19 protein-coding genes are annotated in these 24,506 nt (G+C 38.6%); 8 read left to right on the forward strand and 11 right to left on the reverse strand.

Features of this window, described 5'->3' with window-relative positions:
* Positions 1 to 34: 34 nt before the first annotated feature.
* From BLQ18_RS15300 to BLQ18_RS15310, 3 genes are read left to right on the forward strand one after another with little or no spacing between them, the layout of a single operon-like run.
* Positions 35 to 1,132: a glycosyltransferase gene (locus tag BLQ18_RS15300; RefSeq protein ID WP_090298655.1), complete on the forward strand. Its 1,098-nt coding sequence runs from the start codon at positions 35 to 37 to the stop codon at positions 1,130 to 1,132.
* A gap of 11 nt (positions 1,133 to 1,143) precedes the next feature.
* Positions 1,144 to 2,286 carry a glycosyltransferase family 4 protein gene (locus BLQ18_RS15305; protein ID WP_090298658.1) on the forward strand — a complete coding sequence of 381 codons (1,143 nt, stop codon included), beginning with the start codon at positions 1,144 to 1,146 and terminating at the stop codon, positions 2,284 to 2,286.
* Complete coding sequence (locus tag BLQ18_RS15310) at positions 2,286 to 2,900, forward strand: sugar transferase (RefSeq protein ID WP_090298661.1); 615 nt, start codon at positions 2,286 to 2,288, stop codon at positions 2,898 to 2,900. The genes BLQ18_RS15305 and BLQ18_RS15310 overlap by 1 nt, the downstream gene beginning before the upstream one ends.
* A 54-nt stretch (positions 2,901 to 2,954) precedes the next feature.
* On the opposite strand, the gene BLQ18_RS15315 is transcribed toward BLQ18_RS15310, so the two are convergent.
* Positions 2,955 to 3,737: a hypothetical protein gene (locus BLQ18_RS15315; RefSeq protein WP_090298664.1), complete on the reverse strand. Its 783-nt coding sequence runs from the start codon at positions 3,735 to 3,737 to the stop codon at positions 2,955 to 2,957.
* Between the two features lie 346 nt (positions 3,738 to 4,083).
* Here BLQ18_RS15315 and BLQ18_RS15320 point away from each other — a divergent pair, with 346 nt between their 5' ends.
* The 5 genes from BLQ18_RS15320 (at position 4,084) to BLQ18_RS15340 (ending at position 9,471) form a co-directional block, all read left to right on the forward strand.
* Positions 4,084 to 4,830, forward strand: a complete 747-nt coding sequence (locus BLQ18_RS15320; RefSeq protein WP_090298667.1) for an SDR family NAD(P)-dependent oxidoreductase — start codon at positions 4,084 to 4,086, stop codon at positions 4,828 to 4,830.
* Between the two features lie 6 nt (positions 4,831 to 4,836).
* Positions 4,837 to 5,649, forward strand: coding sequence for an SMP-30/gluconolactonase/LRE family protein (locus tag BLQ18_RS15325; protein WP_090298670.1), 813 nt, complete (start codon positions 4,837 to 4,839; stop codon positions 5,647 to 5,649).
* Between the two features lie 2 nt (positions 5,650 to 5,651).
* Positions 5,652 to 6,893 carry a glycosyltransferase family 2 protein gene (locus tag BLQ18_RS15330; protein ID WP_245668157.1) on the forward strand — a complete coding sequence of 414 codons (1,242 nt, stop codon included), beginning with the start codon at positions 5,652 to 5,654 and terminating at the stop codon, positions 6,891 to 6,893.
* A gap of 66 nt (positions 6,894 to 6,959) precedes the next feature.
* Positions 6,960 to 8,228 (forward strand): ATP-grasp domain-containing protein, encoded by a 1,269-nt coding sequence (locus BLQ18_RS15335; RefSeq protein ID WP_090298673.1) that lies wholly within the window; start codon positions 6,960 to 6,962, stop codon positions 8,226 to 8,228.
* 214 nt (positions 8,229 to 8,442) lie between these two features.
* Positions 8,443 to 9,471 (forward strand): glycosyltransferase, encoded by a 1,029-nt coding sequence (locus BLQ18_RS15340; protein WP_090298675.1) that lies wholly within the window; start codon positions 8,443 to 8,445, stop codon positions 9,469 to 9,471.
* 234 nt (positions 9,472 to 9,705) lie between these two features.
* On the opposite strand, the gene BLQ18_RS15345 is transcribed toward BLQ18_RS15340, so the two are convergent.
* The 10 genes from BLQ18_RS15345 to BLQ18_RS15390 all read right to left on the reverse strand — a co-directional run bounded on the left by BLQ18_RS15345 (position 9,706) and on the right by BLQ18_RS15390 (position 24,458).
* Positions 9,706 to 10,641 carry a PorP/SprF family type IX secretion system membrane protein gene (locus tag BLQ18_RS15345; protein WP_090298678.1) on the reverse strand — a complete coding sequence of 312 codons (936 nt, stop codon included), beginning with the start codon at positions 10,639 to 10,641 and terminating at the stop codon, positions 9,706 to 9,708.
* 21 nt (positions 10,642 to 10,662) lie between these two features.
* On the reverse strand, positions 10,663 to 14,691 hold the full coding sequence (locus BLQ18_RS15350; RefSeq protein ID WP_175443788.1) for a T9SS type B sorting domain-containing protein: 4,029 nt from the start codon (positions 14,689 to 14,691) through the stop codon (positions 10,663 to 10,665).
* Between the two features lie 233 nt (positions 14,692 to 14,924).
* Positions 14,925 to 16,094: an OmpA family protein gene (locus BLQ18_RS15355; protein ID WP_245668158.1), complete on the reverse strand. Its 1,170-nt coding sequence runs from the start codon at positions 16,092 to 16,094 to the stop codon at positions 14,925 to 14,927.
* Between the two features lie 118 nt (positions 16,095 to 16,212).
* Positions 16,213 to 16,569 (reverse strand): hypothetical protein, encoded by a 357-nt coding sequence (locus BLQ18_RS15360; protein WP_139297740.1) that lies wholly within the window; start codon positions 16,567 to 16,569, stop codon positions 16,213 to 16,215.
* Positions 16,570 to 16,672: 103 nt separating this feature from the next.
* Positions 16,673 to 17,815, reverse strand: a complete 1,143-nt coding sequence (gene bshA / locus BLQ18_RS15365) for an N-acetyl-alpha-D-glucosaminyl L-malate synthase BshA (RefSeq protein ID WP_090298686.1) — start codon at positions 17,813 to 17,815, stop codon at positions 16,673 to 16,675.
* A 28-nt stretch (positions 17,816 to 17,843) separates the two neighbouring features.
* Complete coding sequence (locus tag BLQ18_RS15370; protein ID WP_090298689.1) at positions 17,844 to 20,756, reverse strand: glycoside hydrolase family 3 N-terminal domain-containing protein; 2,913 nt, start codon at positions 20,754 to 20,756, stop codon at positions 17,844 to 17,846.
* Positions 20,757 to 20,847: 91 nt separating this feature from the next.
* A complete protein-coding gene (locus BLQ18_RS15375; RefSeq protein ID WP_090298692.1) occupies positions 20,848 to 21,330 on the reverse strand; it encodes an ABC transporter ATPase in 483 nt (160 codons plus the stop codon).
* A 1-nt stretch (position 21,331) separates the two neighbouring features.
* Complete coding sequence (locus BLQ18_RS15380) at positions 21,332 to 22,117, reverse strand: (Fe-S)-binding protein (protein WP_090298695.1); 786 nt, start codon at positions 22,115 to 22,117, stop codon at positions 21,332 to 21,334.
* Between the two features lie 10 nt (positions 22,118 to 22,127).
* Positions 22,128 to 23,456 (reverse strand): 4Fe-4S dicluster domain-containing protein, encoded by a 1,329-nt coding sequence (locus tag BLQ18_RS15385; RefSeq protein ID WP_090298698.1) that lies wholly within the window; start codon positions 23,454 to 23,456, stop codon positions 22,128 to 22,130.
* Positions 23,457 to 24,458, reverse strand: coding sequence for an MlaD family protein (locus BLQ18_RS15390; protein ID WP_090298701.1), 1,002 nt, complete (start codon positions 24,456 to 24,458; stop codon positions 23,457 to 23,459).
* Positions 24,459 to 24,506 lie beyond the last annotated feature (48 nt).

Here is a 24,506-nt window from a genome sequence, read left to right on the forward strand (position 1 = left end):
TGAAATTCCAAAAAATTCAAATACCTATTTAAGGATGTCCGTTAAAAAAAATTGGCTGTTTATTCTACCTACTGATAGTCTTCAAGGCTCTGAACATATTGTAAGAACATTATGTACGTATGTAATTGATCATAATTTAGGTGAATGTTATGTGCTGATTTTAAGCAAAAAAAGTGGCAAGGGCTGGGAAGATATGGAAGACAAGATAAAAGTAGAATATTTGCCATTTCCAAAATATTTTTTTGGTTTATTCTACCTCCCTATTTATTTCCTTTCAATCCGAAAGATAAATTTTGATTATACATTTTCATCTCAAACTCTGATTAATGGTTCCCTTGGATTTGTAAAAAAAATGGGGCTTTTAAAAGAAACAAAAATTATTGTTAGAGAATCAAACTCAATTTTTATTTTACTTAAAGGTACTAAGTTGAGAATCTATAAGTTCTTTTATAGATTTTATTCAAAGACTGCACTAGTTATTTGCCAAACGGAATTAATGAAAAGTCAACTTGTAAGTGAAATGCCGAAAATTAGTAGTTCATGGAATATAAAAACTATTTTAAATCCATTTGATTTCGACAAAATTCATGAACAGTTTGAAGATATTCCGCTGTTCTTACAAGATAAAAAGTTTATTGTAGCTGCTGGAAGGTTAGCACCTGTAAAAGGTTTTGACCTATTAATTAAGGCTTTTAAAGAGGTGGTGAAAGAATATCCTGAATTAAATTTAGTGATACTGGGTGAAGGAAATGAGAGAAAAAACTTAGAACAGCTTAAAAATTCATTTGGATTGGATAATTCCGTGCACCTTCCTGGATATGTAAACAATGTTTACAGGTATTTTAACCAAGCTGAAATGTGTGTAATATCGTCTCATTTAGAGGGATTTCCCAATGTTTTATTACAAATGATGTCACAAAATGAAAGAGTGGTGTCAACTACAAGTGCAGGTGATATTGAAAACATTCCTGGAATTACCATATGTGAGCCTGGAAATTTAAAGGCCTTGGAACAGGCAATGATGTTCACATTAAACGAAATCAACCCAAATAAAAGGCAATTGTTCGATGATTTTCTTAGAAACCGTTCTAAGGGAAACTTTTATCAGCAAATAATAAAATATACCGAATAAACACCAAACCAATGGCAAAACTAAAAGTTTTAATTATCTGTTCCGTTTCATATTCCTTGATAAACTTTAGGAAAGATTTTATTGAAGAGCTGGTGCAATCGGGCTATGAGGTATGGTGTGCGGGTCCTGATTTCAGTAAGGATATCTCCGATAAAGTAAAGGCCATGGGGGCACATCCAGTAGATTTCAACCTACAACGCAAGGGACTCAACCCATTGAAGGACTTCAAAAGTGTAGGTGAGCTAAAAAAAATCCTGAAGGACATAGAAGTGGATTTTGTTTTTGCCTATACCATAAAACCAGTCATCTATGGAGCCTTTGCTGCTCAACAGTTGAATCTTAAGATATTTTCACTAATCACAGGTCTTGGGTTTACATTTAGTGGAGTTTCCCTAAAAGCAAAACTGCTAGGACAAGTATCCAAATTACTGTATAAACTTGCCCTTAGAAAGAACAACGTGGCCATTTTTCAAAATGTGGATGACCAAACTCTTTTTTCCGATCAAGGGATATTGCCTAAAGGACAAAAATCCTATGTAGTGAACGGTTCCGGAATCAATTTGGACCGATTTGAGTTTAAGGAGCCTGATGAATTCAATAAGGGAGATCGTCCCCTCAACTTTATTTTAATTGGACGTTTGATGATTGAAAAAGGTATAGAACTGTATCTAGATACGGCTGAAGCTATCCATGAAAAAAAGGGGAATGCAATATTCCATGTGGTAGGAAACCCTCCAGAGCATCTTACCGAATTGGAAGCTAGATTAAAAAACCTTAATCATAAAGGCGTAATTGTATATCACGGTGTTCAAATGGATGTAAGACCTTATCTGAAAGCAGCCGATATATTTGTTCTACCAACCTTTTATCGAGAAGGTGTGCCAAGGTCTATTTTGGAGGCCCTATCCGTTGGCATGCCCATTATCACAACAAAAACTCCTGGTTGCAGAGAAACTGTAATTGAATCAAAAAATGGTTTTATAATTCCGCCCAAACAACTACCTCCACTCATTGAGGCAGCCTCTTATTTTCTGGAAAACCCGGATAAAATTGAAGTCATGGGAAGAGAAAGTAGAAAACTTGCCGAACAGAAGTTTGATGTTCGTTTGGTGAATGCTGATTTATTAAATATAATCAAACAAAATACAGCTTAATGTACTCGAAATTCTTAAAAAGGGGAATGGATTTTATAATATCGTCAATCGCGGTAATTGTGCTTTCTCCCATTATTTTAATATTGACGGTCCTTTTGGCATTGGCCAATAATGGAAAACCATTTTTCTTTCAAAAAAGACCCGGTCAAAATGAAAAAATCTTTACAATCATCAAGTTCAAGACCATGAACGATAAAAAAGATGATCAAGGTAATCTTTTGTCGGATGTAGAACGCATTACCAAAGTTGGAAAATTCGTTCGTGGTGCTTCATTGGATGAGCTAATGCAACTGATAAATGTTGTAAAAGGCGATATGTCCCTTATTGGTCCACGACCATTGTTGGTGGATTACCTTCCACTTTATAACCAAGAACAAGCAAAACGCCATTTAGTAAAACCTGGAATTACAGGATGGGCTCAGGTAAATGGGCGAAATGCAATAAGTTGGGAGCAAAAATTTTCATTGGATGTGTGGTATGTCAATAATTTAAGCTTTGCCACAGATATGAAAATTTTGTTTCAAACAGTGAAAAAAGTTTTTAAACGAGAGGGCATTTCCGCTAGCGAAAGTGATACTATGCCCAGATTTATGGGAAGTTCAAATAAAAATTGAACCTGATTTAATTTAGGGCTTCCATTTTTACCAGGTAACCAAACTCGACAACGTTTAGTTGTTTGTCAACAGTTCATCGACCAGTTTTTCGTAGGCTAGATCAATTTCATCGTTTTTGTAGGTATACTTTTTAAGCGAAGCTTTGTTTTTTTCGGATTTTTCTGGTTTGGCCTCTTCATCTATCATTTTTTCCAGCTTTGGCAAAAACTCTTGAAGGTCCTTGATCCAAACGTATTTTACATTTTTTAGTTGTTTCGTTTTCTTAGTAAATGACATGTAGAATTCTGTCATTTTTTTAGCTGCAGCCAACTTTTCATCATCATTCAACAATAAAAAGTTACCCAAATCAACCCCAACATGTTCTTTCCAATATAGCTCATTACCCCAAAAATAATGTTGATTGGCTCCTTTGACAATTTGATGGTGGTTTACTGCAGAGGTTACCCACGCAGAGGGTTTTCTTAGGACACAAATATAGGTTAGGTCCTTTGAGATTTTATTTTGGGCCAAATCATCAACATAACTAGATAAAAATCCTGAGCATTCCAGTTTTAAATTAAGGGTATTGAGCCTCCTAATAAAATAACGTTCAAAATCTTCGTTTAATTTTTTCATAGATGTGTAGTGCAATGACTCATGCTGGGAAATAGAATCATCAAAACTACTGGCCAAATACGTTGTACCTGTTTTATAGGGAGAAATGCAATATATCGTCTTGTGCCCTAATATTTTATTGTTTTCTCTTACCCAACTATTGGAAATTCGAGCTGCCTTGATTTTTAGTATGGTTTTATGAAGAGGGGTACTAATGATAAACTTCTTGATTTTTTTAATCATTGTAGGTTGGATTTATAAAAGGATAGGGTAATTGTTTCACTTGGATTAACATAATGAGTAGTCTGATTATTTTACACAACCTTCGTAAAAAAGATTGCTCGGTGTTGAAAGATTCTTAGAGCAATGATGTTCAATATAGGTTGATGGCATGTACTAAACCATTTTATTTAAATACACCGTTAAAATATATATTAATAGAACTTTTTTATAAAAAATCCGTTAAGTGTATTCAAAAATCTTTTAAACGAATATACGTTCTCTTTGTAGGTATAAATTATTACCAACTTAAAATATTGTTAGATTTGAACAAGAGAAAATTTATAAATCAAGGTAAGCGAATAAATTCATGAAAACAGTAATGATCATGGGAGGTTCTAAGGGCGTGGGAAAAGAAATCCTGAAGTCCTGTTTGAATAAGGGCTACAACGTATCATTTTGTGGCCGAAGTTCGAAAGAAGGTGAAGAAATCATTAGATCTACCCAAGCTGAAAACCAGCTGTATTTCCATAAGCTTGACCTGAACAGTATAGATGAAATTGAAAATTTTTACAATCAGACCATAAAACGTTTCAATAAAATTGATGCATTGATCTTATATGCTGGAATTACGCCTGTTGCTTCCATAATTGATACTACGGAGGATATATATGACAGTGTATTCAACATTAATCTAAAGGCACCCTATTTTTTATTAAAACATGTATTAAAGGGAATGGTGGAGCAAAGATCAGGTTCTATTCTCTTTTTTGGATCGGCCCATATGGATTATGGTCAGATTGATAGAGCCCCCTATGCACTTACAAAAAGTACCCTTTATACCCTTTCTAACCATATTGCCCATCATTATGCAAAATATGGTGTTCGTTCCAATTATTTGGTAATGGGGTGGACAAACACCGAAGGGGAACTAGAGCTTAGAACAAAAGAAGGCGTGAGTGAAGAATCCTTAAAGGAAAAGGCTTCTACCATTATCCCAATGGGGAGAATGCTGAACACTAAAGACCCTATTCCTGCGGTCATGTACTTTATTTCGGATGATTCGGCAATGACTACCGGATCGTTGATCAGAATAACAGGAGGAGAATTTATTTAACCGATTATGGCCCCAACTTTACTATTTCATTCCAATGCCGAACTTTTGGAGGGACCCATTTTTGATATTGAGAACAAGCTACTATATTTTGTGTCCATTTTTGATTGTTTGGTTTATTGTTATAATCCAACCACCAAAGAGATTCTCAGTGTAAAATTAGAGTCTCCAGTAAGTTGTGTTTTTATTTTGGGGGATAATAAGGTAATGGCCTCGTCAAAAAATGGATTTTACGAGATCAATTTTAAAACTTTGGAAAATAAATTTGCATTTCAATTGGATGTTGAGGATACCGTTCGATATAACGATGGGATCAAAGATGCCAAGGGAAGGTTTATTATTGGTACAATGGGGTATCCTAAAGTAATGGAAAAAGCAGGTAATGTTTTTTCATATGATAACGGACATCATAAAAAAATTATTGAAAACACTACCATCTCTAATGGACTGGCATTTTCAAAAAATGATGATGTACTGTACTTTATCGATACGCCGACAAATAAAGTAGCCAAGTATTTATATGATATAAATACCGGAGATGTTATTTTTGATTCTTACGTGATTGAATTTTTGGGTGAGGGAAGTCCAGATGGTATGTGTATGGACTTCGAGGGAATGTTGTGGATAGCCGAATGGGGCGGTGCATGTGTATCGAGATGGAATCCAGCGAACGGAAAAAAATTAAACGAGCTAAAATTACCTTGTACCAATGTAACTTCCTGTTGTTTTGATGATAAAGCCAATTTATATGTAACCACTGCAAAATCGGAGGCTGAAAACAAAAATTATAGCGGAGGTTTGTTCTATATTGAATTGAATTAAAAATGAATCAATTGGATACTGTTGAAATAAGTGTTATCGTACCAATTTTTCGAATTGAAAAATATTTACCAAAGTGTATTGAAAGTCTATTGGACCAATCCTTCACCAATTTTGAATTGATTCTAGTTGATGACGGTAGTCCAGATAACTGTCCAAAAATATGTGATGACTACGCAAAAAAAGATGCTAGAATAAAGGTAATCCATAAAGAAAATGGAGGGCTTTTGAGTGCAAGAAAAGCGGGACTTAAGAATGCATCCGGAAAATATATATCGTATGTAGATGGAGATGATTGGGTGGATAAGTTTTATCTGGATATTTTATACAAACTTGTAGAGGCAAACAGCTCCGATTTAGTTGTCACGGGCCATTTTAGAGAGTTCGATGGTAAAATAGAGACCATAAAACCAAAAACTGCCGGTAACTTTAGCCTAGAACAATTACAATCATCGATACTTCCCACTGCAATTTTTAATGGCCGCTTTTGCGAACATGGTATTTCTACCTATGTATGGAACAAGTTGTTCAAAAAATCATTGTTGAGCAAAGTTTTATATGATGTTCCCAATGAAATTATCATGGGAGAGGATGCCGCTATAACGTATGCTTATCTAGCAATTTCAAAAAAGGTTACGGTAAGTAGAATACCAACATATTATTATAGACAGCGACACGATTCTATCGTTAAATCCATTGAAAATCCACAAATGGAATATTATAGGCTTGGTCTATTAATGAGTTTTTTAAAATCAAAACTAAGCAATGTACTTGACTCCGATAATTTGAATAAACAGCTTACCTACTATTTATATTCACAAATTTTGGTTCGCTCAGGGGGGGTGATCCTGGATACAAATGGTGAATTAATTTTTAATCCATTTGTAAATGTTAAGCGAAACGCTAAAGTGGTCGTTTATAGCTCAGGTTCTTTTGGTCAGCATATGTTGTCAACCAATACCAAAACGGACTTTTTCCAAATAGTTAAATGGATCGATCTGGACTATCACCCCATGAATGTTGGAGGCAACTATGTGCAACCTATTAGTGCTGTAAATAATGATGAATTTGATTATTTGGTCATTGCCACAATAAACCCAACCAATTATGATGCAATAAAAAAGGAATTGGGACTAATGGGCATTGATAAGAACAAGATCGTAGAAATAAATACGGACATTACCAGTATCAATCCATTTCTAAAAACATTGGGGTTTGATGCACAATTTGAATTTCAAAAAAATTAATATAAAGTCTTACTAACACAAACAATAGAAACATCAAATAAAGTAGGTGTTGAAATATATTGACTTATGAAAAAACTGATAATATTAGGGGGGAATCCAGAAACAGGTGTTTTGGTGGATGTAGCAGTCTCCATGGGAGTTTACACTATTGTTGTTGATCCAAACCCTAATGCTCCTGCCAAAAAAAATGCCAACGAGTCTTACGATATTGATGGTTTTGATGTTGATGAAATCGTGAAACTGGCAAAGGTCCTCAATGTAGATGGAGTATTGGTCGGTGTTGCTGATATCTTGGTAAAACCATATTGGGAAATATGTGAAAAGCTCAATTTCCCTTGTTATGCTACCCAAGAAGCGGTAGAGGCGTTCTGCAGTAAGGATGGATTTAAGAAATATTGCGATGATTACAACATTCAGGATATCCCAGGAATTTATTTGGATGAATCTAGCATTGATAAACCTGATAACCTTGATTACCCGTTGATGATTAAGCCTGTTGATAGTGGTGGCGGGGTAGGAATGAAAATTTGTAGGGACGATAAAGACTACAATGATTCGGTCAAAACAGCATTGAAGTTTTCAAAAAAAGGTGTGGTTTTGGTTGAAAAATATATGGACTGTGATGATATGGCCGCTTATTATACATTTAAAGATGGTGTAGCATATATTTCGGCAATATCAGATAGAATCACCACAAAAAAACAAGGCGATGCCAGTCCTGTTTGCATTGGCGCTGTGTATCCTTCTAAACATTCAGATTTGTTCATAGAACAGGTACACCCAAAATTAGGTGAGCTTTTCAAAGGGTTAAAAATAAAAAATGGGGTTCTAAACATCCAGTTTTTTGTTGAAAACGGAGTGGTTTACGCCTACGACCCAGGGTTCAGGTTACAGGGTGAGGCACCTCATATCCATATTGAAAAAATAAATGGATTTGATCATAGGAAAATGTTGGTCAATTTTGCATTGACCGGCGTTTTTGGTGAAGACGATTTTGCCGAAAAGAACGATTTCAGGTATAAAGGGAAAGTGGCCTGCACCATTTGGGTACTTTTGACCGGAGGTGAAATAGGTTCTATAAAAGGTATACAAAAGATAAAGGAAGATAAGGATGTAACTTTTGTCCTGGAACGGTTTAAAGAAGGAGATACTGTTAAAAAAGATTGGCTGGGTACGGAAAGACAAGTGTATTCAAGAATTTATCTATCGGTAGATACAATTGAGGAAGTGAATCAAAAGATCAATGAATTTAAAAGCTATTTACAAATTACCGACACCCATGGGGAAGATATGATCTTGGAATGGTTGAAACCCTTCAACCCAAAGGATTACTAAAAGCTAGAATATTTTAACAAGGTGGTTTATTAGGTATCAGCATTATCCCAAAGTAAATGAAGACCAGTATTTTGTCCCGATTAATTTGTATTAAATCAATTTTATTTGCTGACCGATTGGGATGCCATAGTTTTGACTTGGATTTGACAAATCCTAGGTTGCCAAATATTTTACATTATCATCTTTTAAAAAGTAAAAGTTAAATCAGTCAACAATGAAATTAAGTATACTTATTCCACTATATAACAAGGAAAAATATATTGAGCGATGTTTTAAAAGTCTATTGACTCAAGATTTATCGCCAGATGAATATGAGGTCATAGTTGTTGATGATGGTTCAAAAGATGCTGGAGCGGCAATTGTTCAGGAGTATTCAGAAAAAAATACCAACATTCAATTAATAAAACAAAAGAATCAAGGACCCAGTGCCGCTAGAAACAAGTGTCTTGCCGCTGCTACGGGCGACTATGTTTATTTTCTTGATGCAGATGATTACTTAGCCATAAACGTCCTGAAATCCCTTATTGGACTAGCGGAACAAAATAAGCTTGAAATATTGGAATTCAATACCAAACAAATTCCGGAAGGTTCTGAGCTTATAGAAGAATCTTCTACTAAAAACACCAAGGATTTAGTAGTTAAGGTTAAGGATGGTATCTCGTATGTGGCAGATTACAGTTTTAGAAATGAAGCTTGGCGGTATATTGTTAAGCGCAATCTTCTATTAACCAAAGATATCAAGTTTATCGAGGGAACCTTATATGAAGATGCCATTTTCACGGCAAGTCTTTTTTTGAATGCGGATCGAATGGCAAAGGTCAATATGGACATTCATCGATATATTGTTGTAGAAAACTCTATCGTGACCAGTAAAGATCGTGCACACAACCTTAAGTTTATAAAAGGTATGATCAATGCCATTGAACATTTTCATGGATTGATTGAAAATCTGGATACTTCGCATTCAGATTACACAAAAGTGGTGAAAAACCTTAAAGGTAGGCAGCAGGCACTGGTTTTTGCTCTAATAATTAGGACCTTGAAATTTCGACTTCTTAGTTTCGATGAACTAAAAGAAATTTTGATGAAGTTGAAGACATTGGGTGCATATCCCATAGACCCTAAAATTGGAGGAGTTGGTCAGGGTAAAACAGCCCAATTCTATAACATGACCTTCGTTCCAATTTTTAACAACAAGTCTTGTCTTTATTTGGGCATGGGTTTGATGAAGATTATGCCCTAATATTTTTAAGGATTTTTGGTTTAACAATGTTGTAGCTTTTTCATTCTTCCCCTACCCTAGGAAAAAGCAGGGTATCCATTCGTAGTAAATTGATTTTTTATAATATAAATCTAATAACGCAAAATAAAAGGCGCAGCTTTAAATGCTGCGCCTTTTATTTTATATTTTGTTGGTTATTTAAGACTGTAGGATCATGATCGAGAAGTAAGACTCAATTTTGCCATTGAAAATAGCTTAATAAAACCTACCCATTACATCTCTCCTATTGATTCGGTTTATAAAATCGAACCGTAAGAAAACCTCAAAAGAACCGTCGTTAAACACAGTACTTCCCAATTCAGATGTTTCAACATCATACGCTAGTCCAACAAGAAACTTCTCAGCAAACTTCACGCTAAACAACGCACTAACAGCTGAATCTAAACGATATGCCGCACCTACGGAAAATTTATTGTTAAAGGTCAAATTTGTTGTCAAATCAACCTGCAAAGGTCCTCCACTAACGGCTTTAACCATAAAACCAGGTTTTAATGCCAAGTCAGGGTTCAAATCGAATTGATACCCGGAAAGAAAATAAAAATTCATTCTTTCCTTTGCCAAATATGATGTCCCGGTAGAAGAATTGTCAAAATGTTCGGTTTCCAAAAGATTTGGTACGGAAAGACCAGCATAAAACTTTTCTTGACGGAAGTAAACACCTAAACCAACGTTTGGCGAAAACTTACTGTCTATATTGGGTAAATTGGTTTCCGCACCGTAATTCACCAATTTAGAAAAATCCACATTTAAAAAATCACCTCCTACGTTTAGACCAAAGGCCAAACTTCCATATTGAGAAACAGGAATAGTATAGGAAACAGCCAAATCCATATAGGTTTGTTGAACCGTTCCTGCCCCAATATTATCGTTAACCAAGGAAAATCCAACCCCTAGCCTTTCGCCTAAAGGACTTTCCACACTCAAAGTTTGAGTTTCTGGAGCACCGTCAAGACCTATCCATTGGGATCTGTGCAAAGCAGAAATACTGAAAACATTACCCGCTCCTGCATAAGCAGGATTTATAACAATAGTATTCAACATGTAATGGGTATACTGTGGATCTTGTTGGGCTGAGACCATGGTTGTTATCCCCAGAGCAACCACTAATGTTGTTATAAAATACTTTTTCATTTTTAGTATATCTTAAGTTTCTTATTGGTTGATGTATAAATAACCTGATGCATTTCTAGATACTCCTTCTTCTACATATTTAATAATGTAGAAATAAACTCCCGCGGGAAGTACATTCCCTTTGTTTAATGAAGTTCCTGTATTGGCAATACCTTCAAAAGCATTGGAATTATTATTATAGTTTTCAGTTTTAAACACTGCAGCTCCCCAACGATTGAAGATTTCCACACTATTGTTGGGATACAATTCAATATTGGTCAATACAAACCTGTCGTTAACACCATCGCCATCTGGTGTTACAATCGAATTCCCAATTTCAACCCCACAAACAGTACCTTGTGGTGGTGTTCCTCCATTGGAATCACATGGATCCAAAGGATCAGTGCCATCCGCTACTTCTTGGCCATCTTCAATAGTATCATCATCAGAATCGGCATTTTCAGGATCGGTTCCCAATTCCAACTCATTATCATCACTCAAGCCATCATTGTCGCTATCACAAAAAGTACCTGGTAGTGGAGTTCCGCCAACCGAATCACAATCATCAAATGGATTGGTGCCATCCGATACCTCTTGTCCATCATTGATGGAATCTCCATCGGTATCGGCATTGTAAACATCAGTTCCCAAACTAAGCTCCTCACCGTTTGTTAGGCCATCACCATCACAGTCCGCTGATGCCCAAATTGAATTACTGGAATCATAACCTGTATAATCTACTGCTTGTGCAGGATCACATGGATCATTGGGATCAGTACCATTGGTAATCTCAATATCATCATCTATACCATCCCCATCCGAATCAATATCTGCTAGGTAAGGATCCGTACCGTTGGTGAATTCTTCGCCATTGGTCACACCATCACCATCACAGTCTGCGGCCATCCAAATAGCATTGGAGCTATCATAGCCCGTATACCCAGCTGACTGAGCTGGAGAACATGGGTCGTTTCCATCTGTACCGTTATTGATCTCATTGTCGTCATCGATACCATCGCCATCAGTGTCCGAAGAAATTGCATAAGGATCTGTACCGTTGGTGGACTCCTCCCCATTGGTCACACCATCACTGTCGCAATCTGCGGCCATCCAAATGGCATTGCTGGCATCATAGCCTACATAACCGGCTGACTGAGCTGGGGAACATGGGTCGTTCTCATCTGTACCGTTATTGATCTCGTTGTCGTCATCGATACCATCGCCATCAGTGTCCGAAGAAATTGCATAAGGATCTGTACCGTTGGTGGACTCCTCCCCATTGGTCACACCATCACTGTCGCAATCTGCGGCCATCCAAATGGCATTGCTGGCATCATAGCCTACATAACCGGCTGACTGAGCTGGGGAACATGGGTCGTTCTCATCTGTACCGTTATTGATCTCGTTGTCGTCATCGATACCATCGCCATCAGTGTCCGAAGAAATTGCATAAGGATCTGTACCGTTGGTGGACTCCTCCCCATTGGTCACACCATCACTGTCGCAATCTGCGGCCATCCAAATGGCATTGCTGGCATCATAGCCTACATAACCGGGTGACTGAGCTGGGGAACATGGGTCGTTCTCATCTGTACCGTTATTGATCTCGTTGTCGTCATCGAAACCATCACCATCGGTGTCCGTAGAAACTGCATAAGGATCTGTACCATTGGTGAACTCTTCCCCATTGGTCACACCATCACCATCGCAATCTGCCGCCAACCAAATGGCATTGCTGGCATCATAACCCATATAACCGGCTGACTGAGCTGGAGAACATGGGTCGTTTTCATCTGTACCGTTATTGATCTCGTTGTCGTCATCGATTCCGTCGCCATCCGCGTCTGTGGAAACTGCGTAAGGGTCCGTTCCATTGGTAAACTCTTCCCCGTTGGTCACTCCATCACCATCACAGTCTGCGGCCATCCAAATCGTATTGGTGGCATCATAGCCCGAATAACCGGCTGACTGAGCTGGCAAACATGGGTCCTGCGCTTCCACCAATGAGGCTTCTTGATCATCATTGACGCCATCACCATCGGTATCCACATGATATGGGTCCGTTCCTGCAGTGGCCTCATCACCGTTCAATACGGTATCTCCGTCACAGTCGGCTGCGGCCCAAATCGCATTGGTGGCATCATAGCCCGCATAACCGGTTGACTGAGCTGGCAAACATGGGTCCTGCGCTTCCGCCAATGAGGCTTCTTGATCATCATTGACGCCATCACCATCGGTATCCACATGATATGGGTTAGTGCCTGCAGCGGCCTCATCACCGTTCAATACGGTATCTCCGTCACAGTCGGTAGCGGCCCAAATCGCATTGGTGGCATCATAGCCTGTATAGCCTGCTACTTGTACAGGGTCACATGGATCTAAGGGATCGCTTGTATCAGCGACTTCTTGACCATCTTCTACACCATCTCCATCTGTATCTGGATTGTTCGGGTCCGTATTCCAATTATTATTTTCTTCATCATTAGTTAAACCATCACCGTCATCATCGCAAGCGCCGCTAGTAACTGTATCATCTTTATCAGTAGCGTGGCCTTGGCCTCCAGGTGCTAAATCTGGCAACCCATTAGCGTCAACACCTCCTACAAGTCTTCCATTTTCATCAATATCGGCCAAAGTATAACCACCAGTACCTTCAAGTGCATCGGGACAACCATCGCCATCACTATCATTGTCCAAGTGGTCTGGAATACCATCGCCATCGGTATCGATTACTGCACAATTCCAAGTCATATCAGAAATAAGAAGTGCCATATAGCCTGGAGTCGTTGCAGTGGTTGTTGGGTCTACGTTGGCAAACTCTATAAATACATCATCTACTGGATAATTCAAGGAATACACTACATCACCAATATCGGCAGTTCCAGGAACCCAAGAATTTCCCCTAAAAAAGCCTCCTCCTAAATCTGTAACTGCTGAACCAACGGTATAATCCGTACCTGCAGTTGGAGTAATTATTTGTCCTTGGCTTGAGATGGTTACTTTTACTTGACCAATATAAGGATCACCATCTGCCAATTCCCTCATATCAATATCCACAATCCTAAAAGACAAATCGGTAACAGGCTTATCAAAACTGACCCGGTACCTCAAAATATTTACACTATCCAAAAATTGCGCTGTAGGAGCTTGTAAGGTAAGCCCTGCAACACCATTAAAAGTTCCAATTTCACTCCCAAAGCTTGGATTTTCAAGTTCAGGAAAATCAGTTTCCGAATTATCTGCAGTTATTACAATACCATCAATTGTAGTAGTAGCGGTAGAGGCAAAATCATCATCGGGATCACCACCCGTCCAAGTTGGTGTACCCCAATCAAGTATCGAACCACCAGAAGAACAAACCCCGCCCTCGTCTACATCTATTATACCGTCATTATCATCATCAATATCTTGACTGTCCACTACAAAATCTCCATCATTGTCATCCGCTGGTGCAACAGGATCTGGAAGGGTTGTCTCACTATTTATAAAATAGGAAGCCCTCAGGCTCATATATTCAGAAATCAAGATTTCCCCATCCGGAGCTGTTGGGTGTATACCATCACCCGAATAAGTATCACTATTATTCCTAAAAAAATTGTATAAATCGACAATAGGATTACCATCAGAATTAATTTGAGATGGGGTATTGGCCAATATTTTTGGGATCAAAATATGTTGATTATAAGGCAAACTTCCCAACTCCTGATTGTTATATACATCATCTGTGTTATATTCCCTAAACGTGACGGGCATCACAATAACATCATTTAAACGAGTAGGACCAATAGCCGCATACAAGTCATCATAAGCTTGGCTAATTGCATCCAACTCTGGCTGAGTTGCCGTATCATATGGTCTGGTTGCGCTCACATCATTGCCCCCTATATGAATCATGAACAGCGTATTCGTTGGAAAAACAGCCATTGCTGTTTGTACCTCGTTGATAATCTGGTTGATAGTATAACCTGAAAAACCATATCCATAAACATCCACTGCTACCCCATTGGCTTGCCATTCTGCAGTTCTAATTGGATCAGGGGTAACCAAATCCCTCCCATATACTTGCTCCATTATTGAGGCACCTATAACTACCACCTTATCATACTGGCCAAAAGAAAAGGTGGATAAAAAAAGTGCAAGGAGTAATAAAACATTACTTCTTGCACTTTTTTTATAAAATAAACGGCATACTATTTTATGTACTCGTATCATTTTAAAAAGTTGATGTTAATTTCCAAGTTAACTAGTCTTTCAGATTGTACCTTTTATTCACAATCAGTTTTTGATATTTTTTATCTACCTGTTTAATCAAAAGCAATTATCTTAAATTCAGACCTTCTGTTTTTAGAATGCTCCTCTTCTGAACAGCGAACGCCGTCTGTACATTCATTCACCAATTGGGTCTCTCCATATGCTTCGTGGGCAATCCTATCCTCTGAAATACCTTTGGATATTAGATATTCCAAAGTACGTTCTGCCCTTCTTTCCGAAAGCCATTGGTTATATTTTTCTGTACCACGAGAATCGGTATGAGCGGTAATTTTTATTTTTAAGTTAGGTTCATCCTTAAGTATATAAACCAACTGATCTAACAATTCTTTATCTTGGGATGTTAAATAGGAAGAGTTTAATTTGAAGTATACGTTCCCCAAATTGTTTATCTTATTTTGAAGCACAGCTCTCCTAGCCTCCTCGGCTTCCTTCTTGGCCTTTTCCGCAGCAGCCAATGCTGCAGCTTCCTGTTCTTTTTTAAGTTGTTCCGCCAATCTTTCAGCTTCCTTGGCATCGGCAATGGAATCATTGATTCTTTGCTGTTCTTTTTCCATTTCCTCCATCAAGGCCAATTTCTCCATTCCTTTTCTGGACAAACCTTTTTCAACATCAAAACGATAAGCAACTGCTAATGCATGTTGAATGTGATTGTTGGCTTTTTCTGTATTCATGGCCCATTTCCCTGTGGAGTTAAAATCCAATCCCCAATGGTCAGAAAACCAAGTCCTAAAACCGATTGTGGCATTATATGTTCCCCTACCCTGGTTATTGGCATCGGTATAACCTGCTCCTATTCCAATATAGGGATCAAAAAAACCAGTTTCCCCAAGTATCTTATTCAAATCATAACTAACTCTCAAATCCATTGCATAATAGTCAACATCTTCAGTCATTTCTACCTTGTCCACTATTTTACCTTCTTGGTATTGGTTGTAACTACCAATGGCCTCCAAACCAAGACCGTTATTAAAATATCGTCCAACGCTAACTCTAGAGGGGTATGGAACTATATTCCAAGCGCCGTCCAAATCAAAAAGTCTATCGAATTCATGACCAGAGTCATCTACGGCATTCATTCCAAGTGATACAAGCCAGTAGCTTTGAACGATACTGTCTTTTTTAGTTAATTCAATGTCTTGAGCAAAGGTCAACGCCATAGAACACAGCGCAATGACCAACATGGTGGGTTTTGAGAAATTCATTTTAATCGATTTGAGGTTTATCGACTTCAAAGCTATGTTAACCGTATTAAAAACAATACATAGAGCTTTCAAGTGCGTTTATTTTCGACAAGATGCAAAAATAGCTCTAAGGGAGAGATTATTCAATATTTTGGAGAGTAAAGTTCTTATCGACCAAAGGCATTTTATACAGGTAAAAGGGATAATACATGGGTTGGATTGAGATGTCGCCCTGAGCTGTCTCTTCAAGAACTTTTACTTTGAGAACTATCTCTTCATTCGATTCCTTGGCTTTTGAGATAACTACATTTTTATGCGAATGTTGCTCACCCAAACAAACCAAAATCAACATGTCTTTAGAAAAGTCCACCATCGGGACTGGAAGCCCAGGTTTTCGGGTTTTGTTGACTTGAGAGTAGAATTTTTGTAGTGATTTTTGGTCTCGAATAATTTGTGTTTGGTACTCACTTATATTACTGTAGTCATCGTGTGCCAATAAAGCGAAATTTTCGATTTCATCGCCAGTTTTATTTTGGGGTTCCTTTTGTGCTTTGCAAGAAAACACTAAAATCATAAGAAGAAACCCAAAAGACCTCATGCTAATAAGTGTTTTTGAATCGTGATTTATAGGCCTTCTCGTAAATTTCCTCGTAGAGTGGCAGAATGTTCACAATATCGAACTTAGAGGCAATTTTATAGGCATTCTCCTTAAACTTCTCTAGTACAGTATCATCTTTTAAAATTTCGATTGCCTTTGCCGCCATGGTATCTACATCACCCACATCGGCCAAATAACCTGATACCCCATCAATGTTAACCTCTGGAATACCCCCTGTATTACTGGAAATTACTGCGACTTTGTTTACCATAGCTTCCAATGCGGCCAAACCAAAACTTTCAGTTTCAGAGGGCAACAAGAACATATCAGAGAAGCAAAGGATTCTATCAATCTCATTACTGTTACCCAAGAAGAGCACCTTATTCTTCAACCCTAAAGAATCGCATAAATCTTCGGCCTTCTCCTTTTCGGGCCCCTCACCCACCATAATAAGTTTAGCAGGCACTTCTTTTTGAATTCGATAAAATATTTTCACCACATCTGGAATTCGTTTTACCTTTCTAAAATTACTGATGTGCGTAATGATACGTTCATTTTCATTGGCCATCAAAGACCTTTGGCAATCCGTGTAAGTTGGACTGTATTTTTTGGTCTCGATAAAGTTTGGAATCACTTCAATTTCCTTTTCAATATCGAAAAGTTCCAAGGTACTTTCTTTCAATGCTTGGGAAACCGAAGTAACAACATCCGATTTATTGATACTAAACGTAACTGCAGGTTTGTAAAAAGGGTGCTTCCCTACTAAAGTGATATCGGTTCCGTGAAGTGTAGTGATCATAGGAATAAAAATTCCCGATTCTTGCAACATCTTCTTCGCCATATAACCTGCATAGGCATGAGGAATGGCATAATGTACATGCAAAAGTTCAATGTCGTACATTTTAATGGTATCCACCAACTTACTGGACAACGCCAATTCATAAGGCTGGTAATGGAACAATGGATACTCTGGTACGTGAACCTCATGAAAATGAATATTGTTCCCCAATAACTCCAATCGAACGGGTTGGCGATAGGTTACAAAATGAACTTCGTGCCCACGTTCTGCAAGGGCAATGCCCAATTCGGTGGCTACAACTCCACTACCGCCAAAGGTAGGGTAACATACAATTGCAATTTTCATAAAGCAAATCTAAGGCATTATTTTATGCCTAATTTATAATAGAATCATAAATAGCCTGCTGGATGCGTGTTCGCAATCCAGACTTAATCAGCAAATTATTGGTTGCCGAAGGATAGGTTCTATTGGATATAAACACATACACAATCTCTGAATCTGGGTCTGCCCAAGTATAAGTTCCTGTAAAACCACTATGTCCAAAACTCTTTCGGGATACACAACCACATGTTGGACCGCTGTCTTCCAATTGCGGTTTATCAAAACCCACTCCCCTTCGCACATTCTTATTACAGAAATAACAGGTATTGAACTTGCGAACAGTTCGCTCTTCCAAAAAGCGTTCGCCCCCATAATACCCATCCTGTAAATACATCTGCATAATCTTTGCGACCTCATTGGCAGTACTAAAAAGTCCTGCATGGCCACCTACTCCACCTTGCATGGCCGCTCCCATATCGTGAACATAACCTTGCACGGTTTGATATCGATAATAGTCGTCCTCTTCTGTTGGAACTATCGCCTCCTTTGGAAATTTTTTCAAGGGGTTGAATGTAGTCCGTTGAAGCCCCATGGGTTTGTAGAAAAATTCATCTACCAACTCATCAATAGGTCGCTGGTATGTTTTTTCAATATATTCTTTGAATACATAGTATCCCACATCACTGTATCGGTACCGATTTGACTTTAAACTCTGTCTACCTATCCTGTTGTAAATAGAATCCTTATAGGATCGAGTCAGATACAATTGTTCAGCCACCTTATACGGAAATGCCTCAGATGGATTGTTTCGATAAAACTCTGGCGAAGGTTTTCTATCCTTGGTCAAGGTATCAATATAAAACGCAATCCACGAGGGTAAACGACCATAATGTGATAACGCTTTAAGAACTGTCACATCCTTCAAGTCCGTTTCTGCATAGGCAGGAATGAGGTCTTTAAAAGTATCATTCAAGGCTATTTTGCCCTCCTCTTCCATTTTCATAAGCATTGGCAAGGTGGAAAGTATTTTCGTCAACGATGCTAAATCATAAATGGACTCATCATTGATAAATTCATCAGATTCGTAAGTGGGCTTTCCAAAACTTTTATTGTAGATCACCTTTCCTTTTCGAGCGATCAACACTTGTGCACCAGGATACATGAGTGAATCCAATCCATCTTGCACCAAAGTATCCACTTCGGCCAACATTCCTGAGTCCATCCCAACCCTTTCTGGAATACTATAACCTAACCGCTGAATGGGTTCAAGGTCCATTCCAGTTCCAACAGGAAATTCAGGATGAGCAGAAACTGGCAATTTACCACTGGTGCCAATGGCTCCAAAAATAACTTCAGCAGCTTTTTCTTGGGCTATTTTACTATTTTGATAGGCAACCACCACGCCATCCATGGTATCAAAATTGACCATATCCAAAAGCGCGTAAGGCTTTGCAAAAACGGTTAGAATGGTATTACTGGTGCGTAAACGAGAAATTTCCTCTATCCAAAAAAGTTCCTGTTTGGAAAATTTATAGCCTTTCCACGGGCTGTCATTATTTTTATGAAAACCAATAATAACCAAATTGTAATCCGCCAAAATTTGACGGTATTCAGCAATATCCTTGGCTTTAATATGCGTTACCTTATTGTATTTATTAAGTGTCGCTAAAAATTCAGCTCCAGAGTCATCCCCAAACTCCACATAGGCAATTTTCTTGTTTTCCAACTTTCTGATGGGCATTAACGAAAAATTGTTCTTAGCAACGGTAATCGCCCCCTCAATGGCCTGCTCGTAAAGCACATCGTTTTCGATGCTGTTTAAATCTTCATACAGATTTTCCAACTTCACAGGCTGATAATTATACAAACCTGCCTTGTATTTTGCCATCAGTATTTTCTTCACGGAGTAGGAAAGGCGTTCTTCGGTAACTCTTCCCGAATTGTAGGCTTCCATCATTTTTTCCTTGGCCTTAACCACATTCACAGGCATCAACAACAAATCATTTCCAGCTAAAAAAGCCTCCAGTTCCACTTCACCTTCGGGAGCAAACTCAGAAACTGCCTTCATATTTAATGCATCGGTAATTACCAATCCTTCGAAGCTCAATTCATTTTGAAGCAAATTGGTAATGATATTTTTGGAAAGACTGGACGGATGTCCCTCTCTCGATTCTAACTCTGGCACGGATAAATGAGCTACCATCACAGAGCTCAATCCTTTTTGAACTGCTTGTTTAAATGGATACAATTCAATGGAATCCAATTCCTCTCGAAAACCTTCTATAACTGGTAATGAATGATGGGAATCTGTTGCCGTATCTCCATGTCCTGGAAAGTGCTTGCCACTTGAAAGTACCCCAGCTTTTTCCATTCCCTGCAGAAATGCGATTCCTTTTTGAGCAACATTATTGGGGTCTTCGCCAAAGGAACGGTTCCCAATAATCGGGTTTCTGGGATTGTTGTTTACATCCAAATCTGGTGCAAAATTGATATGCACCCCCAATCTTTTAGCATGTTTTCCAATTTGGAAGCCTACTTTTTCAACCAAAGAACTATCCTGAATTGCCCCTAAGGTCATATTCCAAGGAAAAGCGTAAGTAGAATCCAAGCGCATGGCCATGCCCCATTCCCCATCAATTCCTATTAACAAAGGCACTTTGGACTGGGATTGGTATGCATTCGTAAGTTGAGCTTGACGAACTGGACCTCCTGTGGAAAATATCACCCCTCCAATTTGTTCTTCACTTATTAAGTCTTTGATCTTATCGGTAGCTGATTTCTCCTGACTGGAGGCAACCATAACCATAAACAATTGACCTACCCGTTCTTCCAACGACATGTTGTTGTACTGAGTTTCAACCCAAGCCATTTGAGCCAATGAATCATTGGTTATCAACGGGTTTTGCTGACCAAAGGTTTGTAAACAGAATAAAAGTAATAAGGGAAAGTAGAGGTGTTTTTGCATAAATATCTTGCCTAAGACATGAACTTTATACGCATAAAAATATTGCATTTCATCGAGGAATGCACAGATTTTAAGTTAAATAAGCTCTGGGCTATACAAATCGGGAATGCCAACTTTCACTGGCGGGAACTTCCCAGCTTTCCAAATACTCTTGTTTAGTAGCCACCAAATTGTTGAACACAATGGTATTTCCTGAAACCGCTTTGTCTTTTCCCATTTTCTTAAAATCTTTGAGCGGTTTGTAGGCGATATACTCACCCTGCTTATAGGAAACGTTCATGCGGTCCAATAATTCAACACCAAAATGTTGTTCCAAACTTTGGATAAAATGAACAGAAGCATCAATGGAGCAACCTGAGGCACTGGCGTTGGTCTGATCAAGTCCGATCACAATAAATCTTTTGTATCGAATTTCGAATCCTGCCTGCAGATCACTTCCATGGGCAGTCCATTGTTTTAAAAATTCGGTAACGCTTGCTTCAATTTCCGCCAATTCGGCATCCGTAAAACTGCGGTTGGATTGGTAAATCCATATTCTTGAGTGACCTGGTAGGTCTTTAAAATCTGATAACATACTAAATAGAGTTTGCTAAAAGTTCGGCTAAATCCATAACCGAAACACTTTCTTCTTTTTCATGGGCTTTGATGCCATCCGTCATCATGGTATTGCAATAAGGACACCCTGTTGCAATGATGTTGGGTTGGGTTTCCAAAGCATCTTTCGTTCGTAATACATTTATGTCCATATCCCCTTTTTCAGGCTCTTTGAACATTTGGGCGCCACCAGCTCCACAGCACAAGGCTGTTTTCTTGTGGCGTTTCATTTCCACCAATTCTGCATTGGTTTTGGACAATACCTCTCTCGGCGCTTCAAAAACGGAATTGGCTCTTCCTAAATAACAAGGATCATGGAAAGTAATGCGCTTACCTTTGTATTCCTTTCCCTCGATGGTCAAGCGTCCGTTGTCCAACAATTCTTTTAAGTATTGGGTATGATGGAGTACTTCGTAATTACCTCCCAACTCTGGGTATTCATTTTTCAGGGTATTGAAAGAATGTGGGTCGCAGGTAACAATTCGTTTTATTTCATAGCCATTCAACAGTTCAATGTTCATCATGGCCTGCATTTGAAACAAAAACTCGTTCCCCGCCCTTTTGGCCACATCGCCCGTTGAGCTTTCTTCAGGTCCCAAAACCGCGAAATCTACATTGGCTTTGTTCAACAACTTTACAAATGCTCTTGAAATCTTTTTGGCACGATCATCATAACTACCAGCAGAGCCCACCCAGAACAATATTTCTGGCTGTTTGCCTTCGGCCATAAATTCCTCCATGGTCTTTACTATCAATTGCTCACTCATACTTGTAGAATTATTCGTTTACCCAATTTAAACGGTCCATTTGGTTGTAAGGCCAAGGGGCACCGTTGTTTTCTATATTGGACATCATATTGTTCAATTCGGTTGGTGCGGCGGATTGCTCCATCACCAAATACCTGCGCATTTCAACAATAATGGACAATGGATCTATGCTTACTGGACAAGCTTGCACACAGGCGTTACAAGTAGTACAGGCCCAAAGTTCTTCTCTGCTGATGTAATCGTCCAACAATTGTTTGCCATCGGGAACAAATTCCCCTTTATTGGCATCCATATTTTTACCCACTTCTTCCAAACGGTCGCGGGTATCCATCATAATTTTTCTTGGTGACAGCTTTTTCCCTGTTTGGTTCGCAGGACATTCCGAAGTACATCTACCACATTCGGTGCAGGTGTAAGCATTGAGCAGTTGTACCCAATTTAAATCCATCACATCCGAAGCTCCGAATTTTTCTGGCTCTCCCTCTGCTTCATTCTCTGCAGGGGCCGCAAAAGGGTCAGCACCTGGGTCCATCATTAACTTCACTTCCTTGGTGACAGCGGCCAAATTATTGAATTGTCCCTGAGGCTTTATTTTTCCGTAATAGGTATTTGGGAAAGCTAATAGGATATGTAAGTGCTTGGAATAATAGAGGTAGTTCAAAAAGGCTAAAATGCCCAAAATGTGTAACCACCATGCCGTACGTTCTACCAAAATCAACGAAGACTCAGATAGTCCTTCCAGCAAGGGAACAATAAATTGACTCACGGGAAAAGCACCTGCTTGTGCATAATGCTCGGCTCCCAATTGCTGTAATTGAAAATCGGCCGCGTTCATGGTCAAGAACAAGGTCATCAATACAAATTCGATGTACAAAATCATGTTCCCGTCCTGTTTGGGCCACCCTTTCATTTCTGGTTTGATGAACCTTTGGATCCGAATAATGTTTCTTCTGATCCAAAATACCACTACGGCTACAATCACCAAAAGCGCCAAGATTTCAAATGAACCTATTAAAAAGTCGTATAATCCACCTAAGGAAGCAAACAATCTATGGGTACCGAAAAGTCCATCCAAGATGATTTCAAACACCTCTATATTGATGATGATAAAACCAACATACACTAAAATATGTAGGATCCCTGCTACTGGGCGCACCACCATTTTGGTCTGACCCAAAGCAATTTTTGCCATGTTTTTCCAACGTTGGGATTTGTTATCGGAAACATCGACATCTTTCCCCAATTTAATGTTACGTGACAGTTTTTTCACATTGCGGGTGAAGAAACCTATTCCCAAAACAAGGGCTATGGCAAATAGGATATTGGGTACGTATTCCATTTATTGATTTTCTTTTTGTTCGGTAGGATTTTCCTGTTGCTCGGGATTGTTTTCTGCAGGATCGTTTTCAGGAAGTGTATAATCCTTTTGCTTTTTGCCGAAAACGGATACATTCACGTATCGCTTTGGATTCAACCTAAAGTCTTGTAACAACAAATCCAATTCGCGTGAAGCTTCGGCCAAATTATTGTAAAGCGCATCATCCTTATGCAATTTACCCAAAGAGCCCTCTCCATTTTCAATGGCTTCAAGAATTCCGTTCAAACGGTTAACCGTGGTTTGGAAATTGGCAAGTGTACCTGATAGGTCTGAATTAGCCAAGGAATCGGACAATCTGGAGAAATTTGAAGTAATGGTGTTCACATTTTTCAATGAACTATCCAATTGTTCCTTATTATTCTCCAATAGCGAACTAATATTATCTGCACTTCCTTTAAAAGATTTTACTACCTCATTTAAAGAAACAATGGTCTCTTTCAACTCCTTTTTGGTAGGGTCGTCCAAGATTTGGTTCACGTTCATCAAAAGGGTATCCGCTTGAGATACAGCTCCTTCAACCTTTATTTGCAAAGGCGTTAACTTTTGTTGTACCAACTCGGTAATCCCTGGTTTTATTTTGGAAGGCAATGTATCCCCTGACTTGGCCAAAGGCGCCTCATCAAATACTGGAACAATTTGAATTCCTTTTCCTCCTATAATTCCTGTATCAAAAAGTTCCGCCACACTGTTGCCAGAAAATTCAAATTCATTGCTTACGGTAAAAGTGACCAATAATTTTCCTGAACTATCCTTAAAATTGATGCTCATTACATTGCCCACATTATATCCATTAATGGATACCTGGGTGCCAGGTTGTAGACCTCCTACATTGTCATAAACAGCGTAAAACGTTTTGTTATTTTCAAAAAGCGGAGTGGATTTTAAGTAGCTCAAGCCAAATATCAAGGCAGCAATACCTGCGACTACGATAATCCCGGTTTTAATTTCCCTGGATAGTTTCAAAAGATTCGGTTTACGGTTTAAACAAAATTAGGAATATTTTCAACACCA

The organism is Flagellimonas zhangzhouensis (assembly GCF_900102925.1).
In the GTDB taxonomy this organism is placed as follows: Bacteria; Bacteroidota; Bacteroidia; order Flavobacteriales; family Flavobacteriaceae; genus Flagellimonas; species Flagellimonas zhangzhouensis.